Here is a 22,594-nt window from a genome sequence, read left to right on the forward strand (position 1 = left end):
GACCGTTACCGGTTCAGTGGGCTTTTTGATTGGGCCCCTGGTTACAGAGCCATATCACTTGCAGCATTTTCTTTCGGTGCTTTAGGCGCGTCAGCCGGGGCAGCAGCCGGAGCCGCTACCTGCCCAATCGCCGGCGGCGCAGTCAGCTCCAGCACCTTGGCGGTGTAAGCCCACTCTTGCGCAACCTTCTCGGGGCTGGCGTTCAACTGGGTGCCATAGCTAGGCACGATCTGGTGCAGCTTCTCCTGCCAGGCAGGGGTCGCGACCTTGTCCTTGAACACCTTCTGCAGCACGGTCAGCATGATCGGCGCAGCGGTCGAAGCACCTGGCGAGGCGCCCAGCAGACCGGCGATGGAGCCGTCCTGGGATGCCACGATTTCGGTACCCAGTTTCAGCACGCCACCGGCGGTTTCATCACGCTTGATGATCTGCACGCGCTGGCCGGCCTGCCACAGGCGCCAGTCTTCAGCCTTGGCGTTCGGGAAGTACTCTTTCAAGGCGTTGAGGCGGTCTTCGTCCGACAGCATCAGCTGACCGGCAAGGTACTCGACCAGCGGGTATTCCTTGATGCCGACCTTGGTCATTGGCCACACGTTGTGCGTGGTCGTAGTGGTCAGCAGGTCCAGGTAAGAACCCTCTTTGAGGAACTTGGTGCTGAAGGTCGCGAACGGGCCAAACAGAATCACACGCTTGCCGTCGAGCACGCGGGTGTCCAGGTGCGGAACCGACATGGGTGGTGCGCCAACGGAGGCTTTGCCGTAGGCCTTGGCCAGGTGTTGCTCGGCGATGGCCGGGTTCTCGGTCACCAGGAACGAGCCGCCCACCGGGAAGCCTGCGTACTCCTTGGCTTCAGGAATGCCCGACTTCTGCAGCAGGTGCAGGGCACCGCCGCCGGCGCCGATGAACACGAACTTCGCGTCGGTCCCGGATTTGCTGCCGTCCTTGAGGTTCTTGTAGCTGACGTGCCAGCTGCCGTCTTCGTTGCGGGTGATGTCCTGCACTTCGCTGGACAGCTTCAAGTCGAATTTCGGCGTCGTTTGCAGGTGAGCAACGAACTGGCGCGTGATTTCGCCAAAGTTGACGTCGGTGCCCAGCGGCGACCAGGTGGCGGCGACTTTCTGGTTCGGGTCACGCCCTTCCATCATCAGCGGCACCCACTGCTTAATCACAGCCGGGTCTTCGGAGTACTGCATGCCGGCGAACAGCGGGCTCGCTTGCAGAGCGTCGTAGCGCTTTTTCAGGAACTTGATGTTGTCGTCGCCCCACACAAAGCTCATGTGCGGCGTGGAGTTGATGAACGAACGCGGGTTCTTCAGCACACCTTGCTGAACCTGCCAGGCCCAGAACTGACGGGAGATCTGGAACGCTTCGTTGATTTCCACCGCCTTGGGGATCGAGACTTTGCCGCTCTCGTCTTCCGGGGTGTAGTTCAGTTCCGCCAGAGCGGAGTGACCGGTACCGGCGTTGTTCCAGCCGTTGGAACTCTCCTGGGCAACACCGTCGAGGCGCTCGAGCATCTGCATCGAGGTGCCGGGTTCCAGCTCATTGAGCCAGACGCCGAGAGTCGCACTCATGATGCCGCCGCCAATCAGCAGCACGTCGACTTTCTTGGCTTCTTCGGCCTGGGCGGTCGTCATCCCCAACGACAAGGCCAGCCCCAGGAGGGCCGTGTTCACTTTCTTAAACATCTGTAGCACCTATGATAAACGCCATCCGCCCTTCCATCTGCACTCGCGAGCCCTTTTTCACGGCATTCAGGCAGGATGTCGTGGTTGCTCGCGCATGACGATTGGAGGGTGGGCACACAAGGCCGACGGACTGCATCGACCCCAGTTATATGTCCCTTCTGAACTGACTTTTTATCTTTTTTGGCTTCAGCTACTTGAGCGACAGTGATTCTGTTAACCCCTCTCAAAGAAAGGAAAACTGAATAAGTCAAACCAAGTTAGTGCAAATAATATCACGTCAGGGCAAACCCGCGCGTCTGTTCCTGACCTGCTGGTCCGGGCGTGGGCGTCAGGCCCACTATACTCAACCTGTTTTTTCACAGACGCATGTGAGGATAGGTCATGAGTGACAAAGTCGATCTGCGCAAGTACTCCTCCCAAGTGGTCGACGGCGTCGAAGCCGCACCGGCCCGCTCCATGTTGCGCGCCGTGGGCTTCACCGACGAAGACTTCAAGAAGCCCCAGATCGGCATCGCCTCGACCTGGGCGATGGTCACGCCGTGCAACATGCACATCGACAAGCTGGCCGTCGAAGCGGAAAAAGGCGCGAACGCCGCCGGGGCCAAAGGCGTGATCTTCAACACCATCACCATTTCCGACGGCATCGCCAACGGCACCGAGGGCATGAAGTATTCGCTGGTGTCCCGGGAGGTGATTGCCGACTCCATCGAAGTGGTGGCCGGCTGCGAGGGCTTCGATGGCCTCGTCACCGTGGGCGGCTGCGACAAGAACATGCCGGGGTGCCTGATCGGCATGGCACGGCTCAATCGCCCTTCGATCTTTGTGTACGGCGGGACCATTCGCCCGGGCGCCGGCCATACCGACATCATTTCCGTGTTCGAAGCCGTGGGCCAGCATGCCCGGGGCGACATCAGCGAGATCCAGGTCAAGCAGATCGAGGAAGTGGCGATCCCCGGCCCCGGTTCCTGCGGTGGCATGTACACCGCCAATACCATGGCCTCGGCCATCGAAGCGCTGGGCATGAGCCTGCCCGGCTCCAGCTCCCAGGAAGCCATCGGCGGCGACAAGGCCTCGGACAGTTTCCGCGCCGGGCAGCAGGTTATGGAACTGCTCAAGCTCGACCTCAAGCCGCGCGACATCATGACCCGCAAGGCTTTCGAGAACGCCATCCGCGTAGTGATTGCCCTCGCCGGCTCGACCAACGCCGTGCTGCACTTGCTGGCCATGGCCAACGCAGTGGATGTCGAACTGACCCTGGATGATTTCGTCGAACTGGGCAAGGTCTCACCAGTGCTCGCCGACCTGCGCCCCAGCGGCCGCTACATGATGAGCGAACTGGTAGCCATCGGCGGCATCCAGCCCCTGATGAAACGCATGCTCGACGCCGGCATGCTGCATGGCGATGTGCTGACCGTCACCGGCAAGACCCTGGCGCAAAACCTCGAAAACATACCCGACTACCCGGTCGGCCAGGACGTGATCCGGCCCTTCGATCAGCCGATCAAAAAGGATTCGCACCTGGTAATTTTGCGCGGCAACCTCTCGCCCACCGGCGCCGTGGCGAAGATCACCGGCAAGGAAGGCCTGCGGTTTGAAGGTACGGCGCGGGTCTACCACGGCGAGGAAGGTGCGCTGGCGGGCATTCTCAACGGCGAGGTCCAACCCGGCGAGGTCATCGTGATTCGCTATGAAGGGCCCAAGGGTGGGCCGGGTATGCGCGAGATGCTATCGCCGACGTCTGCGGTCATGGGCAAGGGGTTGGGCAAGGATGTGGCGCTGATCACTGATGGGCGTTTCTCTGGTGGCTCACACGGATTCGTGGTCGGTCATATCACCCCGGAAGCGTTTGAGGGCGGGCCCATCGCGCTGATCGAGAACGGCGACAGGATCACCATCGACGCAGAAACCCGGCAGATCACGGTCGCGGTCTCGGATGCCGAACTGGCCGAGCGCAAGAGCCGTTGGGTGCGGCCTGAATCCAAGTACAAGCGTGGGGTGTTGGCCAAATATGCGAAGACGGTGTCGAGTGCTTCGGAAGGGGCAGTTACAGATAAATATCTATAATTTCAGCTGTCTGAACTGGCCCCTTCGCGAGCAAGCCCGCTCCCACATTTGATCGCGTTTCTATCTGAAGTACCCGATTGAATGTGGGAGCGGGCTTGCTCGCGAAGAGGCCGGCACTATCAACTCTAATCTTCTGACCCCCTCACAAGTCTCACAACCGAAAGCGCCCCACCGATTGCGACAGCTGACCCGCAAGCGTCGACAGCTCATCAGTGGTCAAAGCCGTCTGCCCAATCACCTTGCTGTTCCCCTCGGACATCCCGGCAATCATCTCCACCTGATGCGCGATTTCGTTGCTGGCCAGGCTCTGTTCGCCAATCGTTCGGCTGATATCGTTGACCAACTGCGTGGTGTTGAGCGTGGCTTCGAGGATTTCACCGATAGCTCGCTCGACGTCGGCAGTCACGGCCATGCCTTTATCGACCTGGGCCACCCCCTCCTCCATGCTGATAACCGCCTCGCGGGTGCTTTGCTGAATGCGCGCGACCATGCTGGCGATCTCCTGGGTCGAGGCGCTGGTGCGCCCCGCCAGGCTGCGGACTTCGTCGGCGACCACGGCAAAACCACGGCCCTGCTCCCCGGCGCGCGCGGCCTCGATGGCAGCGTTCAATGCCAGCAGATTGGTCTGATCGGCGATGCCCTTGATCACCTGGATGATGTTGAAAATACCCTCCGACTCCTTGTCCAGGGTGCGGATCACTTGCGCCGATTGCTGCGCCGAACGGGAGATGCCGTCCATGTCAGTGACCACCTGACGGATTACCCGGCCGCCATCATTGGCCAGGGTCTCGGCCTGACTGGCCATGTTCAGCGCCCGCTGGGCATGCCGGGTGATTTCCTCGATGCTCGCGGTCATTTCGCTGGCGGCGGCGGCCATGGTGCTGGCCGCTGCGCTTTGCTGCTGGCTGCTGCCGGCGACCTGGTGGCAGCCGTTGCTCAGTTGCTCGCTCATGCCGCTCACGCCGTGGGCGTTGCTGCGCACCACCTCGATCATGCCGCGCAAATCCCGCTGCATGGTTGCCAGGCTGCGTAGCAACGCACTGGCTTCGTCCTGACCGGTGGCTTCGACAACCGGCTCGTTGAGATTGCCCCGGGCGATGCCGTCGGCGATGCGGCTGGCGGCCCGCAACGGCCCCGTGATGCTCGGAATTACCCAGCGTCCCAGCGCAAGCAACAGCAACAGGCTGGCAATCAGTACGGCGCCCAGGGTGAGATTGGCGCTACTGATCGCCTGCTGGGTGCCTTGGCTGGTCTGCCGGGTGTTGTTCTCGATCAGCTCGCTGAGGGCTGCCATCTGCTCTTCCAGCTGGCTGAACGCCGTGTTGAACGTACCCAGTTCCTGTTGTGCCGCTTGCGGGTTATCCAGGGCCAACGCGACGATACGCTCGGCGGCGCCGATGTAAGTGTCGAGACTTGGCTTGACCTGATTCAGGCCGGCCTTGATGGTTTCGTTGACCGCCAGCTTGAGGTTTTCACCCAGCACCTGGCGAAACCGCTGGGCGTGCTCTTCGATGGAGCTGCGCACTTCGGCTTTACTGCTGCTGCTCTTGCCCAGCCCGACCAGCATCGCCGACAGCACATCGGCGCGCAGTGCATCGTGCATCATGTCGGCTTCGAGGTGATTGCGCAGGGCGACCATGCCGACATCGTTGGCGTCAACGGCCCCGGCCATCGCGCTATTTCCCAGGTAACTGACCATGCTCATGATCAACGCAGCCAGCAGGCCGGTGCCCATCAGTAACAGTAAACGCAGTTTTATGGACACTTTGGGGTTTCCCTCTGGCACATCGGTCGATTGCTTCGCCCACCGCGAAAGTCGCGATTGAAGAGGTTATCGGCTGGCCGGAGCGGTAATTGAAGGCTATCCCCGCTGATTAGTGTTTTTGTGACATGCGGTAGGCCGCGATGCTTTTTCCGTCGCGCCGCGCAGGGAAACCAGCAGCAAACTGGCCAATGCGCCGAAGACTGCGATGGCCATGTCCTTTTGTGCGTCCCAGGGATCGTTTTGCGCGCCGACGAAGGCTTTCCCGGTGTCTTCACCCAGGTACGCCCCGCCGATCCATTCCACCAGTTCATACACGGCGGACGTCGAAAGGATGATGTTCAGGGTCACGAAAAACAGCCAGAGCCCGCGCAGCGGCGTCAGTCGCCACAAGACTTCGCGCACCGGATAAGCCAATAGCAGCCCGTAGCTCAGGTGCACCAGGCGGTCGTAGTGATTGCGGTGGGCACCGGCCGCCCGGTCGAAGCTCAAGCCCAACCACGCAGAAGACCAACGATCGTAAGGCACCAGGGAATAGGTGTAATGGGCGCCCAGTTCATGCACGCACAGAAACGCAAACACCAGCGTGATGGACATTACAGACAAGCGAAACCGGCGAGAAACCGCTATCAGGGTCCCCACCAGCAATAACACCAACAGGTTCTCCAGCGCCCAGTCCACCCGGCTGCGGGGAGCAAAACCCGACACCACGACGACCAGCAAAAACACCATGAGAAAGGTCAGGTCGAGCCGTAAACGCGAGTCAGACTGCATGGTGCAATACCTCGAAGTCAGGGCATTTCCTTTTAACTTCGAGGCAAGCGCGCCACGCAAGTTCGCTTTTTTCCTGTAGCTCACGCCAGGTTGTACGATGACTCGAATCCGGCAAAAGCGCCTTCAAGACCCTTGAAATGCAAAACCAGACCCTCACCGTCTCCGGCGATGTCGCGCTGGTCCGTCACCACTTCTCGGCGCAAGCGCTCAAAGGCACTGAAGTGGTGCCGACGGAAATCGAAAACTTCCAGGTCTGGCAAAAGCTGGACGGTAAATGGCTGTTGGCAGGACGGCAGGCGTTCAAGTTCTGATGCAGTCGTAAAGCAACCGCAAATTACCCGTAGGAGCGAGCATGCTCGCGATGGACGTCAACGATCACGCGTGCTTACTGATCGGCGCGGTGTCCCCAAGTCCATCGCGAGCATGCTCGCTCCTACAGTGATCTGCAGCGCACACTAACTCTGAGTACGACACAAAATTGTCAGGCGACATCGATGTTGGCTGTGCCAACCTCATCGCGAGCTACCTCGCCCCTGGCTCAATCATCCTCATGCAACTTGATCCCCCGCGCGTGCAGCAAATGGGGAATCACCAGCACCAACAACGTCAACCCGAGGAAAAACGCCGAGATCGGCTGCGTCACGAACACCATCCAGTCACCCTGGCTGATGGACAAGGCATTGCGCAGTTGTTTCTCTGCCATGGGCCCCAGCAGCATGCCAACAATCACCGGGGCCACCGGGAAGTCGAAGCGCCGCATCAGCACGCCGCCCCAGCCGATGGCCAACATCAGCAGCAGGTCGAAGGAGGAATGGCGCATGCCGTACACGCCGATGGTGGCGAACACCAGAATCCCGGCATTCAGATAAGGCCGGGGAATCTGCAGCAGCTTGACCCACAGCCCCACCAGCGGCAGGTTCAGCACCAGCAGGATGACGTTGCCGATGTACAGCGACGCCACCAGGGTCCAGACCAGGTCGGCCGAGGTCTGGAAGAGCATCGGCCCCGGTTGCAGGTTGTAGTTCTGGAACGCCGCCAGCAGGATCGCCGCGGTAGCCGACGTCGGGATGCCCAGGGTCAGCAATGGCACCAGTGACCCGGTAGCGCTGGCGTTGTTGGCCGCTTCCGGGCCGGCGACCCCCTCGATGGCGCCCTCGCCTTTATTGGCTGAAAACTCCTTGGGATACTTGCTGAGTTTGCGTTCGGCGGAATACGACAGAAAGGTCGGGATCTCCGCGCCCCCGGCCGGTATCGAGCCGAACGGAAAGCCGATCAGCGTGCCGCGCAGCCAGGCCGGAACCGAGCGCTTCCAGTCAGCCCGGGTCATCCACAATGAAGTCAGGCGATGCCGGCCTTCCGCGGATGGCGTCTGGTACAGCAGGCTGTACAAGGCCTCACCGACCGCAAACAAGCCGACCGCCACCAGCACCACTTCAATGCCATCCACCAGTTCAGGAACTCCCAGGGTGTAGCGGGCAATGCCCGACGTCGAATCCAGTCCGATCAGGCCGATGGTCAACCCGATGCCGAGCGAGGCAAAGCCGCGCAGCATCGAGGCGCCGAGCACCGCCGACACCGTGGTGAAAGACAGCACCAGAATGGCGAAGTATTCAGTCGGGCCGAAATTCAGCGCCAGCCGGGCCACCAGCGGTGCGAACAACGTCAGCAGGACCGTCGCGATGGTGCCGGCGACAAATGAGCCGATCGCCGCCGTAGCCAAGGCCGGACCTGCTCGGCCATTGCGGGCCATGAGGTTGCCTTCCAGCGCCGTGACCATCGAGGACGACTCACCCGGCGTATTGAGCAGAATCGAGGTCGTGGAACCGCCGAACTGCGCGCCGTAGTAGATGCCGGCAAACATGATCAAGGCCCCGGTTGGATCGACCTTGGCGGTGATCGGCAACAGCAGGGCCACCGTCAACGCCGGCCCGATTCCCGGCAACACGCCGATGGCAGTACCGAGCAGGCAGCCGATGAAGCCCCACATCAGGTTGATCGGCGTCAGCGCCGCGGAAAAACCCATCGCCAGGCTTGCGAGAATGTCCACGTGTCGAACTCCTGTCAGATCCAGACATTGACCAGCGCCGGCAAGGCAACTCCGAGTCCGGCGTTGAACAGCCAGTAGATCGGCAAGGTCAACGCCATGCCGATGGCCAGATCCCGCAGCGGATGACGGCTGCCAAAACCCCGCGCCGAACAGGCAAACAGCAAGCCGGCAGACAGTACGAAGCCGATGACATTGATAAGCAAGGCAACGCCGATCAGCCCGGCCGAGACCCAGGCCGCCCCGGCCTTGCCCCCGGCCACGGTGTTCGTCTGATCGTTATCCAGCTCGCGAAAGCCGCCGGTGCAGGCCTGGTAGCTCAGCAACAGCCCCACCGCCCCCAAAAAAACCGCGACCGCATAGGGGTAGACGTAAGCGGCGAGGATGACGAAGCCCATTTCCGGGGGAAAGCGCCAGGCGCCAATCGCCAGCACAACGCTGAGGGCGATCAAACCGACGCCAACCGCTAATTGTGCTGGTACCACTGCACGGGTCCCGCTCATTTCAGAGCAGCCCGACCTTGACCAGCATCGCCCGCAGGCGCACGTGTTCTTCGTCGACGAATTTGCCGAACTCGTCACCGGTCAACACGCTGGGGGTCCAGGCGTTGGTTTGCACGTTGTCCTGCCACACCTTGCTGTTGCTGGCCGCCACCACCGCATCGATGACGTCCTTGCGCTGTTCGGCGCTCAGGCCCGCAGCGCCGTACACACCGCGCCAGTTGCCGATGATCACGTCGTAGCCGCTCTCTTTGAGCGTCGGCGCGTCGATCCCGGGAACGCGCTCGGGCGCACCGATGGCCAGGACCCGAAACTGGCCGCTCTTGATGTACTGGCCCAGCTCGGCGTAGCCACCGGTGATGACCTTGAGCTGGCCCCCCAAGGCCTGGGCCACCACTTCACCGCCGCCACCGAAGGCCACGTAATTGACCTTGTTGACCGGCACGTCGAGCTTGCCCGCCAGCTCGGCGATGCCGATGTGATCGATCGAGCCCTTGGAGCCACCCCCAAAAGTAATGCTCGTCGGGTTGGCCTTGAAGGCCTTGATCAGGTCATCGAGGGTCTTGAATTCAGATTCCTTGCGCACGGCAATCACGTTGTATTCGGTGAACAAACGGGCAATCGGCGTCACGTCCTTCAAGCTGATCTGCGGTTTGTTCTGCTCGATACCGGCGACCATGATCGCACCGACCACCAGCAGTGCGTTCGGGTCGCCCTTGGTACTGTTGGCAAATTGCGCCAGCCCCAGGGTCCCGCCCGCGCCGCCCTTGTTCTCGAAGGTAACTGACTTGGCCGTGCCGGCTTCCACCAGGGCCTTGCCCAGTACCCGGGCGGTCTGGTCATAACCGCCACCCACTGAACCTGGGGCCATGAACTTGACGGTATCCAGCGCCAAGGCTGGAGCGATGAGCGCGACAGCGATGATTGCAGCGGCCAGGCCGCGACTCAAACGACGGATCAAAGCGGACATGGGGATCTCCCGATTGTTTTTATGGGTGCCCTGTGTCCGTCGATCAGGAACAACAATCTGCTCAATGAACACTGGCCTGCGTACAAGTCTAGGCCATGGATCCGCGGGTGGTTGGTTTGAGGCTCGCGCCAGCTGCGTCCCTTTCCAGCAAAACAATGCCCGAAGCCCTGCGGCATAGCCTAACCTCATAGGCTGAGTGACAAACAACGGATCGAACACGCCTATGCGCAACGCTTTCGGTTTGATGATGGTCGTCGTGCTTGCCCTCTTCGGGGCGAGCAGCACATGGGTGGCGGTGGCGGCGGAGCCAGCGCCACCGCCCGCCGCTGTCGCCAGTGCAACCACTACCACCCTCAGCGTTTCCGATAGTGATCTGCAAGACCTGCAACGTCAGTTGAGCGGCCTCAAGCAGCAGGTTTCCCTGGCCACCAACTACAGCCAACTGGAAGGTCCGCAGGATCTGGCCCAGGCCTTTATCCAGGAAGTGGATCGCCTCTCGGCACTGTTACTGCCCGAACAGTCGCAATTACAGGCGCAATTGGCGGTGCTGGGGCCTGTTCCGCTCGATACCGCCGAAGCCGAGAAACCCGATATCACCCGCCAGCGGTCAACGCTCACCGAACAAAAAAACCAGGTCGATAGTCACCTCAAGGCCCTGACGGTACTCAAGGGCAGTGCCACCGAACTGCTTGGCCAGATCGCCAGCATTCGTCGCACCTTGCTGGAAACCGAAGTGACCCAGCAGACCAGAAGCATACTCAACCCCCGATTCTGGACCACGCTGTTCAATCCGCCACTGGATGACCGCAGACGCCTGACTGGTTTCATGCAACAAGTGGATGGCGCACTCGACGCCGCCTGGCAACCGGGGCAACGCCTTGCCACCAGCGCCATGGTGATACTGACCCTGGTCCTGTGGTTCGTCGGCCGGGGGTTGGCCGAACGAGGCTTGACCTGGCTGTGCATTCATAAAGTGCCAGAGGGGCGACTGCGGCGCAGCGCCCTGACGATGGCTTCGGTCATCGCCACCATGTTGACGGCCAGCATTGCCCTCAAGCTGCTGTTTTTCGCTCTGACTTACCGCTTGCCGTTGCCTGCGCAACTGGCGGGCTTCTCCGACGAGATGGAAAAAACCCTCTATACCTGTGTGCTGATCACCGGATTGAGCCGCGCACTCCTGTCCACACAACATCCCTCATGGCGTCTGCCGGCCATTGCTGATCCGGTCGCACTGGCAATCAAACCATACCCCGGGCGTCTCGCCTTGGTCCTGCTGATTTTGGGCGCCGTGGCCCAGATCACCAACGTCACTGGAATCAGTGCTGAAGTGGTGATCTCGGTCCGCGGATTCATCGCGCTGGTCGTCTCGGCGTTGATCGCAGCACTTCTGATGCGCGCCAACAGGGTACGGCGCGGCCTGGTAGCCGCGGGTGAAATCCCCGAAGCGGGCAGGACGCTGGCAGGGATGGTGTATGCCTTCGCCAGCATCGCGGTGGTGGTTTCTTTCCTCGCTTTGCTGGTGGGTTACGTATCCCTGGCCCGGTTCATCACCTACGAACTGGTCTGGCTGTACATCATTTTTGCCGGTTTCTACATGCTGACGCAGGTACTCAAGGATGCCTGCGAATATGTGTTTTCTCCTCGGCAAAGCACCGGCAAGGCCCTGAAACAGATGCTCGGAATCGGCGACGCGCGCCTGGAGCAGATCTCAGTCATTCTGTCCGGCGCCGGCCGGGCCACGCTGTTGCTGATCGCCTGCATCACCCTGCTGGTCGGGGGCGTGGGTTCGACACTCGGGCAACTGGCAACCAACACCCTGGCCATACTCGGCGGTGACGGTTTGCGCAGATTGAACATTGTGCCGGGCAATGTGCTCAATGCCCTGCTGGCCGTGGTAATAGGCGTCTATCTGATCCGCTCGTTCCGTCGCTGGCTGGACAACGAGTTCCTGCCGAAGACGGCAATGGACCCAGGCATGTGCGCCTCGCTCAGCACCCTTTTTGCCAATATCGGCTACGCGTCGCTGGTGCTGCTGACGTTGTCATCACTGGGCATCAAGTGGACCAACCTGGCCTGGATCGTCAGCGCCCTGTCCGTGGGTATCGGCTTCGGCCTGCAGGAAATCGTCAAGAACTTCATCTCCGGGCTGATCCTGCTGACCGAGCGCCCGGTTAAAGTCGGTGATCTGATCAGCATCAGCGGAGTCGAAGGCGACATTCGCCGGATCAACGTGCGGGCTACGGAAATCCAACTGGCCGACCGGTCCATTGTCATCGTGCCCAATTCACAACTGATTTCGCAGAATCTACGCAACGTCACGCTCGGCGGTAGCGCCCAGGGGGTGGCATCACTGGAACTGTTGCTGCCACTGGATATCGACCCGGAGCAGGTGCGCAACCTGCTGTACGACACCTACACCGAGCACGAATCCATTCTTGAGAAACCGGCACCCTTCGTGCGCTTCAGCCAGCTCAAGCCCGAAGGCATAACCCTGACAATTACCGGCTACGTCGGCAGCCCGCGCATGGTCGGCGCGATCAAAAGCGAGCTGCTGTTTGAAATACTCAAGCGCCTGGGTGCGGCGGGGATTCGACTGGCGAAACCGCCTGCGGGGTGAAGGCTGCGGTAGCCGCACTGCGCGACCGGACCTCCGCAGGGTTTGTGGCCACCGTAGAACAAAATGTGGGAGCGGGCTTGCTCGCGAATGCAGTGGGTCAGACGCCGGTGATTGCGACTGGCACACCGTCTTCGCGAGCAAGCCCGCTCCCACAGGGGATGTCGGACAGCCAAAGGCTTTGTGGCCACCGCAGAACAAAATGTGGGAGCGGGCTTGCTCGCGAATGCAGTGGGTCAGACGCCGGTGATTGCGACTGGCACACCGTCTTCGCGAGCAAGCCCGCTCCCACAGGGGATATCGGACAGCCGCAGGGTTTGTGGCCACCGTAGAACAAAATGTGGGAGCGGGCTTGCTCGCGAATGCAGTGGGTCAGACGCCGGTGATTGCGACTGGCACACCGTCTTCGCGAGCATGCTCGCTCCTACAGGGGGTATGGGTGTTTACTGTTTCAATGCGCGATGCACACCGATTTCAGCTCGGTGTAAGCCTCGATCACCGCGCGACCGAACTCGCGGCCCATGCCCGATTGCTTGACGCCACCGAACGGCATGGCCGGGTCGAGCAGGACGTGGGCGTTGACCCAGACGGTACCGGCTTCGATGCGTGGCACCAGGTTCATGGCTTTGCCCAGGTCGTTGGTCCACAGGCTGGCCGCCAGGCCGTAGCGGTTGTCGTTGGCCAGTTCAATCACTGCGTCTTCGTCATCGAACGGCATCACACCCAGTACCGGTCCGAACACTTCTTCACGGGCCACGGCCATGCTGTGGTCGATGTCGGCGAGGATGGTCGGCTGCACGAAGAAGCCGTCGCCTTGCAGCGATTCGCCGCCGCAGACCACCCGCGCACCTTCCTGGCGAGCCAGTTCGATGTGCTTGAGCACACCCTGCTGCTGCTTGCGCGACACCAGCGGGTTGATCGCGGCGTCACAGTTCATGCCGTCGCCGATCGGCATCGCCGAGACCGCCGCCGCCAGGCTTTCGACGAATTTATCGTGGATCGAACGATGCACGTAGAAGCGTGAAGCCGCTGCGCAAACCTGGCCGTTGTTGAGCAAGCCACCGAGGATCGCGCCCTGCACGGCTTTTTCGATGTCGGCATCGGCCAACACGATCATCGGGTTCTTGCCGCCCAGCTCCAGCGCAAAACGTGTCATGTTTTCCATGCACGCCACGCCGACGCTCTTGCCCACCGCGGTGGAACCGGTGAACGACACTTTGCTCACCAGCGGGTGTTTGGTCAGCACGCCACCGACCGAGGCACCGCCGCCGGTGACCACGTTGAACACGCCGGCCGGAATGCCGGCTTCGAGGGCCAGTTCAGCCAGGCGCATGGCCGTCAGCGGGGTTTCCATCGCCGGTTTGATGATCACCGTGCAACCGGTGGCCAGTGCGGGCATCAGCTTCCAGGCGGCAATCAGCAGCGGGAAATTCCATGGCACGATGCCGACCACCACCCCCACCGGCTCACGCTTGGTGAACGCAGTGAACTTGGCGCCCGGCGGCAGCGGGATCGACACGTCGAAGGTCTGGCCTTCGATCTTGGTCGCCCAGCCGGACATGTAGCGCATGAATTCCACGGTGGCGTTCAAGTCCAGCGCGCGGGCCATGTTGATCGACTTGCCCTGGCTCAGGGTTTCCAGCTGGGCCAGTTCTTCGGCGTGCTCTTCGACCAGGCGGGTGAAGTTCAACAGGATGCGTTCACGGTCCGCCGGACGCAGGCTCGACCACACACCGGATTTGAACGCCTTGTGCGAGGACTGCACGGCCTGCTCGATGACTTCCAGCGGCGCATCCAGGGTTTCGCACAGGGTTTGCCCGGTGGCCGGGTTGACCACGGCAATGCTGTCGCCTTCGGCAAATACCCACTGGCCGTCAATGAAGCAGCCATGACGACGTTCGATAAAAGCAGCAACCTGGGGCAGGATTTCAACGTTGCTCATAATTCACCTTTCATTCAGATGTAGGAGCCGGCTTGCAGGCGAATGCGTCTTGACGGACGGTGCAAAATTCAAGGCCGTCTTCACTGGCAAGCCAGCGCCTACAGGGGGCTGGTTAGTTGTTCAGGCGCACATCCGCCTGATCAGTGTTGTTCTTTGAGGAAACAGGCCACGGCCTCACGGTCGTCGGCGGATGCCAGGCCCATGTACGGCATGTAAGTGCCCGGTACGTAGGCCTGAGGCTGGGTGATCAGTTGCTGGATGCTCTCGGCTTGCCAGTTGACGTCTTTGTCACGCATGGCCTGGGAGTAGCTGAAACCGGCCAGCGAGCCAGCCTTGCGCCCGTACACACCGGACAGGTTCGGTCCCATCATTCCCGTGGTGCCCTTGGTCACCGCGTGGCAGACACTGCATTCATTGGCGAACAGTTCGGCACCACGGCGGGTGTCCGAGGCGCACTCGGCGGCGGCAACAGCCTGGGCCAGGGTGAACGAGAGCAAACCGAGCAGGGGCAAACGCAGCGACGTGAACATAGGAAGGCGACCTTGAAAATCCGCGCGCTCGCCAGCAGACGAGCGCCAACACTAAAAATGCCGAGGCACGGTGCTTCGGCAGGTTGGTAGGGATTGTCGGTGGTCGCAGGCTGGCAGGATTTGCCCTGCGTGCCAGTTGTGTTGGCCGGGCTGCCAAACGGCTCAAAACATTCTCGCGCTGTCACACAGCCATCAATCTGGCATGCACAACCAACTAATTGGCAAACAGGGCAAAGGACGAAAAAAAGTCGCGCCTTAGTATCTAAAAAGACCGCAAACCTGCGCTCAAGAACAAGAACGGATGTCATGCCATGCTCAAGTCCCCCTTGCTTCGCCTGTCGACACTCGCGCTGATGATCAGCGCTGGCCAGGCCTGCGCCTACGAACTCTACGCCGATGACGACAGTCACCTGAATGCCACTCTGGAAGCGGTATTCGGCGTGTTCCACAGCCAGGAAAACTACGCCCTCTCCGGCCGTCTAGCCGAAGGCTCCTCGTCGTGGCGCGAGGGCTACATCAAATACGGTCTGAGTTTCGACCAAGGCCTGGCGGGCGTGGGTACCGGTTATGGCGCTGCGAACATGCTCAGCTCCGGCACCTGGGGCGACGGCGATGCCGCCGGCTTCAGCGATGGTTCGGAACGCACCACCAAGTTCGAAGACGCCTACCTCGGCTGGCGCTCGGCCGACCTCTTCGAAGGGCTGGGCAGTGACGGCATCGACCTGTCCTTCGGCCGCCAGAACATCGTGGTCGGCGATGGCTTCCTGATCCAGGGCGATGCCTTGAACATGGGTAAAGGCCTGGCCGATGGCGAATTCAATCGCGGCGGCGCCTACTACCTGGCGGCGCGCAAGGCTTTCGACGAGACCGCCGTGCTGCGTATTGGCGGCAAGGAAGGCTGGCGCAGCGACCTGATGTGGTTGAAGTCCAACAACCGCGCCCAGGCCATGACCGAAATGTACGTCGGCACCCTGGAGCACGTGGCCGAAGCCGGCACCGTTGGCCTGACCTACATCGACACCACCGACGTCGACGAGCAATACGCCTCGCCGATCCAGCTTGAACGCGACGGCATGAAAACCTACAGCCTGCGCGCCACGGGCAATGCCGGGGTCAAAGACCTGTTCCTGTCCGGTGAATACGCCAAGCAGGACAAGCCTCACACCGACAGCGAAGACGCCTGGTACCTGGAAGCTGGCTGGACCTTCTCCGACGCGATCTGGACACCGAGCGCCAGCTACCGCTACAGCCGTTTTTCCGAAGGCTACGACACACTGTTCTACGGTTTCAGTCGTGGCTACGGCACCTGGTTCCAGGGCGAAGTGGCGGGCAACTACGCCGGGCCGTTCAACAGCAACTCGCGCATTCAGAACCTGACCGTGAAGGTCTCCCCGCTGGAGAACCTCAACGTCGGTGTCATGTACTTCGACTTCGACACCATCGATCGCAACCTGGGCAACACCGATGGTCACGAAGTGGATCTGTACGCCGAATGGCACGTCAACGATCACCTGACCGTGATGCCGCTGATCGGCATTTACCAGCCGGACAAGAGCGCTGAAAACGGTGGTACCCAGTTGGGTAACAACGACCAGAACCTCTACAGCCAGGTGGTATTCGCCACCGGTTTCTAAGTCAGTACGGGGGCAGTGGCGCATCCGCTGCCCCTCTGGAAAAGGGCCTTTCCAATGTACAGAAAATTCCTCACGATCCAGAGCAAGATCGCCCTCCTCGCCGGCCTCTGCCTGCTGCTGGTCGTGGGTCTGCTGATGGGGTTGTCGCTGTACCAGAGCCACCGCAGCAGCCTGCAAGTGGCCCAAGCCAGCAGCGACATGCTCGCCAACGCCACCAGCGAGCACATGCAGGCCCTGGGGGAAATGCAGGCCATGCAAGTGCAACGCACACGGCACCCGCCTGGGCAGCGTGACCCAGCGCATCGTCGAGATTGACAACGTCAACCAGTCCGTCGCCACCGCCACAGCCACCGAGAAGCAGACCGCCGTGGTCAAGGCCTTGAACGTCGACATCACCCGGATCAACAGCCTCAACCAGCAAGGCGTGGAGAATTTGCAGGCGACATTGCGCGCTTGTACTGGACTGGAGCAGCAGGCTGGGCGGTTGAATCAGTTGGTGGGCAGCTTTCGGATCTGAGGTGCCTGACACACCGCCATCGCGAGCATGCTCGCTCCTTCAGTGTAATGCTGTTCACTTAAGCGGGTGCACACTTTGTGGCGAGGGGGCTTGCCCCCGTTGGCTGCGGAGCGGCCCCAAAACCTGCCACCGAGGTTTATCAGAGGCACCGCGTGTAATGGTTTTACGACTGCTTCGCAGCCGGACGGGGCGGTGCGGCGGTCCGACAAGCCCCCCTCGCCACAAGGTGTGCACCCGCTTAAGTGAACAGCATTACGCTCCTTCAGTGGGTTTTTGTCGTGCACAAATCCTGTGTTCACCGGCGATCCCTGTGGGAGCCGGCCTGCCGGCGATGGGGCCGGAAAATCCAACACTTCTGGCACCTGACTCACCGCCATCGCGAGCATGCTCGCTCCTACAGTGGATCTGTGTCGTGCACAAATCCTCTGTTCACCGGCGATCCCTGTGGGAGCCGGCCTGCCGGCGATGGGGCCGGAAAATCCAACACTTCTGGCACCTGACACACCGCCATCGCGAGCATGCTCGCTCCTACAGTGGATCTGTGTCGTGCACAAATCCTGGTTCACCGGCGATCCCTGTGGGAGCCGGCCTGCCGGCGATGGGGCCGGAAAATCCAACACTTCTGGCACCTGACTCACCGCCATCGCGAGCATGCTCGCTCCTACAGTGGATCTGTGTCGTGCACAAATTCTCTGTTCAACGGCGATCCCTGTAGGAGCCAGGGAACGATCCATGACCTGTGCTACTGCGGTGAATCGAACCCCCGCGATGAACAATAACGCGGACTCAATCAAGCCGCACTGGCATGCTCGACGCGATGAAACAAGCGGTTGAAATACACCAGGCTATCGCGCGGCTCACGCACGCCGACCTTCGTCAGCTCGACGAACAACACCGAATGCGAACCCACTTCCTTGCATTCGCTGATGCGTCCTTGCAGTTGGACCAAGGCGTCGCGCAGCACCGGCACATCGGCGGCACCATCGTCCCACAGGTCCCATTCGAAGCGCTCGGCCATCGGCACCTTGGTCATGCCGGCGAAGTGCTTGGCCAGCTCTTCCTGCTCGCCACACAGCACGTTGATGCACAGGTGACCATTGGTGCGGAACACGTCGTGGGTGGCGCTGTTGCGGTTGACGCACACCAGCACCGTGGGCGGCGAATCGGTCACCGAGCACACGGCGCTGGCAGTGATGCCGCAACGTCCGCCGGGGCCGTTGGTGGTGATGATGTTCACCGCCGCCGGCAGCTGCGCCATGGCGTTGCGAAAGTCGATTTGCTGCTGGCTCAGGTCGGCCATGTCGGTGCCCCTTCCTTCAGGAGGGCCGCTGTAGCGCGGCCCGTAGGTGATGGAACAAGACTAAGGCCCGGCACGCGCCGCAACCATTGCGACGATCCCCATGGCGAGGTTGGCTTTCCGCTAGTCGACTAGGTGGTTTCTTTATCGCAAGCACCGGTCACAGTAGGTATTCTTCTAACTGGCTTCAATAGTTCAGCCTAAGTGCGCCGCGCGACTCGCGTGGGAAAACAATAATTAGAAATTTCCGTGGCAGCCCCAGATGCAAACCCGCAAACCGATTGTTTACATCGTTGACGACGACAAAGACCTGCGCACCTCGCTGGCCTGGCTGCTGGAGTCTGTCAGCGTGCAGGCGCAGTGCTTTGCCGGCGCCGAAGAGTTCCTCAGCCAATACGATCCCACGCAGCCCGCCTGCCTGGTGCTGGATGTGCGCATGCCGGAAACCAGTGGCTTCCAGTTGCAGGAAATCCTCAACCAGCGCGGCAGCAGTTTGCCGACCATTTTCGTCTCGGCCCATGGCGACATTCCGATGTCGGTCACGGCGATGAAGAACGGCGCGCTGGATTTCGTCGAGAAGCCCTACAACCCACAGCAGATGATCGACCGCATCCAGGCCGCGCTCAAAGCCGCGGTGCATGCCCAGGCCGATCAGGCGCAGCGTCAGAGCCTGCAAGGCAAAATGGCCCTGCTGACGGCTCGCGAACGCGAAGTGTTGATGCTGGTGATCGATGGCAAGGCCAGCAAAGTGATTGCCCGGGAGCTGGACATCAGCGTCAAAACCGTTGACGTACACCGCACCAAGATCAAGGAAAAGATGGGCGTCAGCAGCATCGCCATGCTGGTGCGCGAAGTGCTGCACCTGCCTGGGGATGAGCCGGCGCGGCACTGACATTACCCCCAAGACTTGCGGCACATCCAGCATCACCGGCGCCTGACACTCCGCCTTCGCGGGCAAGCCCGCTCCCACAGGGGAACTCCAGCGAACACAAAGCTGTGTACGGCGAAAAATCCATGCCGGAGCGGGCTTGCTCGGGGCGGCGCTCCTACGAAGAAGCCAGCAGATCCAGCATCACCGGCGACTGACAATCCGCCTTCGCGGGCAAGCCCGCTCCCACAGGGGAACTCCAGCGAACACAAAGCTGTGTACGGCGAAAAATCCATGCGGGAGCGGGCTTGCTCGGGGCGGCGCTCCTACGAAGAAGCCGGCACGTCCAGCATCACCGGCGACTGACACGCCGCCTTCGCGGGCAAGCCCGCTCCAACGGGGGATTTGTGGCCGTTCGCAGATTTTTGCGCTCACTGAAGATCGTCTATAGAAGCGAGTCAGTTATGGCTATAGCGCTTGCGATACGCGCCCGGCGATACGCCAAAGCGTGATTTGAACGCCGAGGAGAAGTAGCTGGAGTCGGAGAAACCCCAGGCATAACACAGCGCCGAGAGCTTCTGTTCGACGTCGGCGCGGCGCAGGTTTTGCGCGCAGAAGTCCAGGCGTCGGTGCTTTATGTATTGCGCCACGACCAGGCCGCGCTTGGAGAACATCCGGTACAGGCCGCGCACGGAAATTCCAACCTCACGGGCAATCAGTTCCGGGCACAGTTCCTCGTCGCTGAGGTGCGCATCGATGAACGCGATGATCTTGCGAAATTGTCGTTCGTGGGCGTCTGCGCCGCTGTCGCGGGCGCTGATGCCCGGCAGCAGCAGGCTGGCCAGGGCGTCGAGCACCGCCTCGCTTTCCTGCATGTCCAGCCCTTCCTGTTGCCGGGTGTCCAGCACCAGTTTGTTGGCCAGCGCGGCCAGCGGTGTACTGGCGGCGATTCGGGTGGCGCAGTTGACGGCATTGAAGTGCGAGCCACGCTCGACCACCTGACGCGGCAGAATCAGCGACAGTTGTCGCGAATCTTCGTTGTAGGTCATGTCGCTCGGACGGCTGGCGTCGATCAGGGCGATGTCACCACAACCCAGTTGCGCGCGGTTGTCGCCCTGCTCCAGTTGCGAACTGCCGCGCATCTGGAACACCGCGTAGAAGTGGCCGTCGCTGCTGGTGCTGACGTCCTTGCTGGTGCGGTACAGATGCACATGCGCCATGTCGACCACACTCAGGCTGATCGCTCCGCTGCGAAACTCCGTCAGTTCACCATAGAAGTCGGTGTCCAGCGCCCGCGCGTCGAAACGCCCACAGGCCTGGTTTACCTGGCTCAACCAACTTTCGAACGCTTCATTGCGCACCGTCGATGCTGTAATCATGTCCGCAAAGCCTCAGGTTTTTCTTGTTATTTTCCGACCGCTTCGTCGAGCGGCTCGGTCAAATCTGTCTCGTTTACCGCCATCGCCTCCCTCGATGGCCGCCGGGCGCCCATTCAACAGGCTCCGGCGCAAGCTTTCCAGCTTTGCATTGAGTTAAATGTCCAATACCAGACGAGCGGAAAGCGCCCGGGATACACAGGCGCAAATCTGCTTGTTGGAAGCCTTTTCCTTGTTGGAAAGGCAATTGTCGCGGTGCTCCGGCAGGCCGTCGAGCACCTCGACTATGCAGGTACCGCAGATGCCTTCGCGGCACTCGGTGTCGATGTCGCAACCGTGGGCCTGCAACACATCCACCAGGCTGCTGTCGGCCGGGACGTGAAGCACCACGCCGGAACTGGCCAGCTCGACTTCGAAGCTGCCCGTCGGCGCGCTGTTGGCGGCCGGGTCGGCAGCGAAATGCTCCAGGTGAATGGCGTCGTCCGGGCGCGTGCGCACGGCCACTTCCACCACTTTGTTCATGAACGGTGCCGGGCCACAGGTGTAGACATGGGCCGCGCCGCCTGCGCGTTCCAGGCAGGCGCTCAATGCGCCGTCCAGGTCCGCCGGTTCCACGCCGTAGTGAAACTCGACATTTTCCGGAAAATTTGTGGCCAACAGCTGAGTAAAGGCGGCGTACTGCTCAGAGCGTGCAAAATAATGCAAGCGATAGGCTTGACCGCTTTCAGCCAATCGATACGCCATGCTCAGCAGCGGTGTGACGCCGATACCGGCAGCAAACAGCACGTGTTCGCTGGCCGTCTCGTCGAGGCGGAACAGGTTGCGTGGCGCCCCCATTTCCAGCTCCATGCCCTCTTCCACTTGCTCGTGCAGCGCCAGTGAGCCACCGCGCGACTGCGCTTCTTTCTTCACCGCCACCAAATAGGCGCGGCGATCCTGTGGCGGGCTGCACAGCGAATACTGCCGGGTAACACCGGTCGGCCCGGTAAGGTCGACGTGGGCGCCCGGTTCATAGGTGTCGAGCGGCTGGCCGTCACTGCGCACGAGGCGAAAGGAACGGATATCCAGCGCTTCGTCGACGATCCTTTCGATCTTCACCTTCATCATTGCATCACCTGAATATTGTTGTTTTGGGTACTGCACCTTGTAGAAGCGAGCATGCTCGCGATGAACCCGAGGTCACCACGGGGTGCCAGGTTTCCAGCGTCATCGTTGACGACCATCGCGAGCATGCTCGCTCCTACAGGGGTCATTTTTCTGCTGCTCAGCGCATGAACAAGCCGCCGTTGACGTCCAGGCACGCACCGGTCACCGAGGTCGCGTTGTCGGCGATCAACAGCAACACGCTGTCGGCGATGAACGCCGGATCGCCAAGGGTGCCGGCCGGGATCATCTTGAGGATCAGCTCCAGACGCTCGGGGGCCACGGTTTCGCGCACCACCGGCAAGTCCAGGGGACCCGGCGAGATGCTGTTGACCGTGACGCCTTGCGGTGCCAGTTCCCGGGCGAAGACCTTGGTCAACGTCGCCACGCCACCCTTGGCCGCCGCGTAATGCGCGCCGGTGGCAGTGCCGCCGTTCTGTCCGGCCAGGGAAGCGATGTTGACGATGCGACCGAAACCACGCTCGGCGAAATGCGCGCCGAACACCTGGCAGGCAACGAAAGTGCCGCGCAGGTTGATCGCCATCGATTCATCGAATTCTTCCGGCGTGATGTCCATCAGCGCCGCGACTGTCGAAACGCCTGCGTTGTTCACCAGAATGTCAGTACCACCCCAGCGTTCGGCCAGCAGGTCACGGGCGCGCTGGAAGTCCGCCTTGCTGCGCACATCCAGTTCAATGGCGACTGCAGTGGCGCCGCTGCCATCGAGCTCGGCGGCCAGCGCCTGCACACCGTTCAGGCGCACATCGGCCAGGGCGACACGATAACCGGCTGCATGCAGACGCCGGGCGATGCACTCGCCCAATCCGCGCGAGGCACCAGTGACAAGGGCTACTCGACTCATGATGTTGCC

At 61.3% G+C, this 22,594-nt stretch carries 17 protein-coding genes and 2 pseudogenes; 7 read left to right on the forward strand and 12 right to left on the reverse strand.

Translation table 11 applies throughout. The features are described from left to right. Nucleotides 1-41: 41 nt before the first annotated feature. Complete coding sequence (gene mqo, locus KW839_RS02135; RefSeq protein ID WP_218423244.1) at nucleotides 42-1,688, reverse strand: malate dehydrogenase (quinone); 1,647 nt, start codon at nucleotides 1,686-1,688, stop codon at nucleotides 42-44. A 381-nt stretch (nucleotides 1,689-2,069) separates the two neighbouring features. Here mqo and ilvD point away from each other — a divergent pair, with 381 nt between their 5' ends. Beyond that, nucleotides 2,070-3,752, forward strand: coding sequence for a dihydroxy-acid dehydratase (gene ilvD / locus KW839_RS02140; RefSeq protein ID WP_218423245.1), 1,683 nt, complete (start codon nucleotides 2,070-2,072; stop codon nucleotides 3,750-3,752). 151 nt (nucleotides 3,753-3,903) lie between these two features. On the opposite strand, the gene KW839_RS02145 is transcribed toward ilvD, so the two are convergent. Both KW839_RS02145 and KW839_RS02150 read right to left on the reverse strand, forming a co-directional pair. Beyond that, nucleotides 3,904-5,487 (reverse strand): methyl-accepting chemotaxis protein, encoded by a 1,584-nt coding sequence (locus tag KW839_RS02145; protein ID WP_371318042.1) that lies wholly within the window; start codon nucleotides 5,485-5,487, stop codon nucleotides 3,904-3,906. 126 nt (nucleotides 5,488-5,613) lie between these two features. Continuing rightward, nucleotides 5,614-6,288 (reverse strand): DUF2238 domain-containing protein, encoded by a 675-nt coding sequence (locus tag KW839_RS02150; RefSeq protein WP_218423247.1) that lies wholly within the window; start codon nucleotides 6,286-6,288, stop codon nucleotides 5,614-5,616. Nucleotides 6,289-6,389: 101 nt separating this feature from the next. Between KW839_RS02150 and KW839_RS02155 the strand changes: the two are divergent. Beyond that, nucleotides 6,390-6,599: pseudogene (locus KW839_RS02155) on the forward strand (nuclear transport factor 2 family protein); the annotation flags it as partial. Between the two features lie 227 nt (nucleotides 6,600-6,826). Here KW839_RS02155 and KW839_RS02160 read toward each other — a convergent pair. The 3 genes from KW839_RS02160 to KW839_RS02170 are packed head-to-tail and all read right to left on the reverse strand — an operon-like array spanning nucleotide 6,827 to nucleotide 9,802. Further along, on the reverse strand, nucleotides 6,827-8,335 hold the full coding sequence (locus KW839_RS02160; protein WP_060540552.1) for a tripartite tricarboxylate transporter permease: 1,509 nt from the start codon (nucleotides 8,333-8,335) through the stop codon (nucleotides 6,827-6,829). Nucleotides 8,336-8,349: 14 nt separating this feature from the next. Then, entirely contained in the window at nucleotides 8,350-8,835 is a 486-nt protein-coding gene (locus KW839_RS02165; protein WP_218423248.1) for a tripartite tricarboxylate transporter TctB family protein, read from the reverse strand. A gap of 1 nt (nucleotide 8,836) precedes the next feature. After that, entirely contained in the window at nucleotides 8,837-9,802 is a 966-nt protein-coding gene (locus KW839_RS02170) for a tripartite tricarboxylate transporter substrate binding protein (protein ID WP_218423249.1), read from the reverse strand. Nucleotides 9,803-10,025: 223 nt separating this feature from the next. Between KW839_RS02170 and KW839_RS02175 the strand changes: the two genes are divergently transcribed. After that, on the forward strand, nucleotides 10,026-12,419 hold the full coding sequence (locus KW839_RS02175; RefSeq protein ID WP_218423250.1) for a DUF3772 domain-containing protein: 2,394 nt from the start codon (nucleotides 10,026-10,028) through the stop codon (nucleotides 12,417-12,419). A gap of 448 nt (nucleotides 12,420-12,867) precedes the next feature. On the opposite strand, the gene KW839_RS02180 is transcribed toward KW839_RS02175, so the two are convergent. Beyond that, nucleotides 12,868-14,358 carry an aldehyde dehydrogenase family protein gene (locus KW839_RS02180; protein ID WP_218423251.1) on the reverse strand — a complete coding sequence of 497 codons (1,491 nt, stop codon included), beginning with the start codon at nucleotides 14,356-14,358 and terminating at the stop codon, nucleotides 12,868-12,870. Between the two features lie 140 nt (nucleotides 14,359-14,498). Continuing rightward, nucleotides 14,499-14,888, reverse strand: coding sequence for a cytochrome c family protein (locus KW839_RS02185; RefSeq protein WP_218423252.1), 390 nt, complete (start codon nucleotides 14,886-14,888; stop codon nucleotides 14,499-14,501). A gap of 311 nt (nucleotides 14,889-15,199) precedes the next feature. Between KW839_RS02185 and KW839_RS02190 the strand changes: the two genes are divergently transcribed. The 3 genes and pseudogenes from KW839_RS02190 to KW839_RS02200 form a co-directional block, all read left to right on the forward strand. Then, nucleotides 15,200-16,522 (forward strand): hypothetical protein, encoded by a 1,323-nt coding sequence (locus KW839_RS02190; protein WP_060543616.1) that lies wholly within the window; start codon nucleotides 15,200-15,202, stop codon nucleotides 16,520-16,522. A gap of 54 nt (nucleotides 16,523-16,576) precedes the next feature. Continuing rightward, on the forward strand, nucleotides 16,577-16,837 hold the full coding sequence (locus tag KW839_RS02195; protein WP_218423253.1) for a hypothetical protein: 261 nt from the start codon (nucleotides 16,577-16,579) through the stop codon (nucleotides 16,835-16,837). Continuing rightward, nucleotides 16,800-17,039, forward strand: a pseudogene (locus tag KW839_RS02200) (chemotaxis protein); the annotation flags it as partial. The gene KW839_RS02195 and the pseudogene KW839_RS02200, both read left to right, overlap by 38 nt. 790 nt (nucleotides 17,040-17,829) lie before the next feature. On the opposite strand, the gene hpaC reads toward KW839_RS02200, so the two are convergent. Then, nucleotides 17,830-18,339: a 4-hydroxyphenylacetate 3-monooxygenase, reductase component gene (gene hpaC / locus KW839_RS02205; protein WP_218423254.1), complete on the reverse strand. Its 510-nt coding sequence runs from the start codon at nucleotides 18,337-18,339 to the stop codon at nucleotides 17,830-17,832. Between the two features lie 259 nt (nucleotides 18,340-18,598). On the opposite strand from hpaC, the gene KW839_RS02210 reads away from it, so the two are divergent. After that, on the forward strand, nucleotides 18,599-19,228 hold the full coding sequence (locus KW839_RS02210) for a response regulator transcription factor (RefSeq protein WP_060543619.1): 630 nt from the start codon (nucleotides 18,599-18,601) through the stop codon (nucleotides 19,226-19,228). Nucleotides 19,229-19,662: 434 nt separating this feature from the next. On the opposite strand, the gene feaR is transcribed toward KW839_RS02210, so the two are convergent. The 3 genes from feaR to KW839_RS02225 form a co-directional block, all read right to left on the reverse strand. Then, nucleotides 19,663-20,583, reverse strand: coding sequence for a transcriptional regulator FeaR (gene feaR / locus KW839_RS02215; protein ID WP_218423255.1), 921 nt, complete (start codon nucleotides 20,581-20,583; stop codon nucleotides 19,663-19,665). Between the two features lie 153 nt (nucleotides 20,584-20,736). Further along, complete coding sequence (locus KW839_RS02220; RefSeq protein ID WP_218423256.1) at nucleotides 20,737-21,687, reverse strand: PDR/VanB family oxidoreductase; 951 nt, start codon at nucleotides 21,685-21,687, stop codon at nucleotides 20,737-20,739. A 157-nt stretch (nucleotides 21,688-21,844) separates the two neighbouring features. Beyond that, nucleotides 21,845-22,585 (reverse strand): SDR family NAD(P)-dependent oxidoreductase, encoded by a 741-nt coding sequence (locus KW839_RS02225; RefSeq protein ID WP_218423257.1) that lies wholly within the window; start codon nucleotides 22,583-22,585, stop codon nucleotides 21,845-21,847. Nucleotides 22,586-22,594: the final 9 nt, after the last annotated feature.

The organism is Pseudomonas sp. PDM31 (genome assembly GCF_019218965.1).
Taxonomy (GTDB): Bacteria; Pseudomonadota; Gammaproteobacteria; order Pseudomonadales; family Pseudomonadaceae; genus Aquipseudomonas.